The sequence below is a fragment of the Caulobacter sp. D5 genome, from assembly GCF_003185805.1.
Lineage (GTDB): Bacteria > Pseudomonadota > Alphaproteobacteria > Caulobacterales > Caulobacteraceae > Caulobacter.
On the sequence record NZ_QHJY01000582.1, the window covers coordinates 1 to 1,381 of the forward strand.

The 1,381-nt window shown below is 75.5% G+C and carries 2 protein-coding genes; both read left to right on the forward strand.

Features of this window, described 5'->3' with window-relative positions:
* A partial coding sequence (locus tag DMC18_RS26445) for a hypothetical protein (RefSeq protein WP_199232643.1) occupies nucleotides 1–427 on the forward strand: 427 nt, incomplete at its 5' end.
* Nucleotides 424–1,269, forward strand: a complete 846-nt coding sequence (locus tag DMC18_RS25495; protein WP_110133440.1) for an MBL fold metallo-hydrolase — start codon at nucleotides 424–426, stop codon at nucleotides 1,267–1,269. The genes DMC18_RS26445 and DMC18_RS25495, both read left to right, overlap by 4 nt.
* Nucleotides 1,270–1,381 lie beyond the last annotated feature (112 nt).

The following is a 1,381-nucleotide window of genomic DNA, read 5'->3' on the forward strand; positions in this document are numbered from 1 at the left end:
ACTGCCGCGCGGCGGGGGGGCGCTGGTGGAGCTGACCGACATGCGCGACGCGGCCCAGGCCCTGGTGCTGGCCGACCAGCGGCGCGCGGCGGTCGGCGGCCGGGCGTTCAACGTCTCGGGCGGGACGGCGGTCAGCGTGCGGGATTTCGCCCTCGATCTGGCGGCGGCGACCGGACGATCATTGAAGCTGATGTCGGCGCCCTGGCCACTGCTTTACGCCGGAGCCGCCCTGGCCGAGGGCGTCGCGGCCCTGCTGCCCGGCCGGCCCGAGCCGCCGATCACCCGCTACGGCGCGGCGACCCTGGCCTTCTCCCAGACCTTCGACCTGACCGCCGCCCGGCGCGACCTGGGCTGGACGCCCCGCCACGACGCCATCGCCGCCGCCCTTGAACTGGCCCGCCGCTGGGCCGAAGGATCGCGGGCATGAGCGCCGTGCGCAGCGAGATCCACCTGCTGAAAGCCGGCGCCTGCGTGCATCCGGAGGCCGCGGCCCTGCGCGGCGGCAGCCTGTGCCCGGTCGACTTCCCGGCCCTGACCGCCCTGATCCTGCACCCGACGGCGGGGCCGCTGCTGTGGGACACCGGCTACGACCCGGCCTTCTTCCGCGCCACCCGCCGCTGGCCCGAAAAGCTCTATGCGCTGGCCACGCCCGTGACCCTGGGCGAGGACGAGCCCGCAGCCCGCCAGATCGGGCGCTTCGGCCTGACGCCGGACGACATCCAGGGCGTCATCGTCTCGCACTTCCACGGCGACCACGTGGCGGGGCTGCCGGCGTTTCCGAACGCGAAGATCCTCTGCGCCCGCGCGGGGCTGGAGCAGATCCAGGGGCTGGGACGGTTCGCCGGCGTGCGGCGGGGGCTGCTGGCCGGGCTGCTGCCGGCCGATGTCGAGGCGCGGGCGGTGTTCTTCGAGGACCGGCCGCGTTGCGCCCTGCCCGCCGAGTTGGCCCCGTTCGAGACCGGCGCCGACCTGCTGGGCGACGGCAGCCTGATCGCCGTCGAGCTGCCCGGCCATTGCCCCGGCCACTGGGGCCTGGCGGCGCGGGGAAGCGACGATCGGCTGTGGTTCTTCGTCGGCGACGCGGCCTGGTCGCTGAAGGCGATCCGCGAGAACCGCCCGCCGCCGGCCTTCACGACCGCCCTGCTGGGCCGCACCGACCGCTATCGCGCCACCCTTGCTGACCTGCACTCTCTGCACGGGCGAGCGCCCGAAGTGGTGCTGACCCCTTCGCACTGCCGGGAGGCGGCGGCGACCGCGGAGGCCCCTTGAGCCTGGCCCGCGCCGGCCGGATCGCCGCCGCCTATCTGGACGCGCGGCTGGCCGAACGGTCGTTGCGCGATCGGGCGGCGCTGGAGCGGCGGCAGGTCCGGCTTTGGCGGCG